The sequence below is a fragment of the Candidatus Melainabacteria bacterium RIFOXYA2_FULL_32_9 genome, assembly GCA_001784615.1.
Lineage (GTDB): Bacteria > Cyanobacteriota > Vampirovibrionia > Gastranaerophilales > UBA9579 > UBA9579.
Genome location: MFRQ01000017.1, coordinates 4,898 through 5,317, shown reverse-complemented (window position 1 = coordinate 5,317; position 420 = coordinate 4,898).

Genomic DNA, 420 nt, shown 5'->3' with positions numbered 1-420 from the left:
TATTGGAAAGATTGATGGCTTAAGACAGTGCGAAGCACCTCGCAATGACATTCTTTATTAGTGTATTTTAATATTCTCTAGGCAAACACCAAAATTATAAAAGTCATCCCGAATTTATTTCGGGATCTAACCACGTTTCAACTCTAAGTTATAACTGTATAGATGCCGGAACACGTCCGGCATGACATCAGTAAGTATTTTTTCTTTCCTCCTTAGTTCTTGATTAATCATAAATAGCTAATCAGGTAATAATATTTTGAATTTATGCCTGTAAAATATCTTGTTTATTAATCACGGGGAGTGAAATTATGGAAATTAATAAGCAGGATTATGAGGAATTAGTCAGTAAAGTTGAGCATCTTGAAGAAAAGATAAAAGCTATTGAAACCAGGTTAGATGCTGATGAAAAAGAGCTTGACC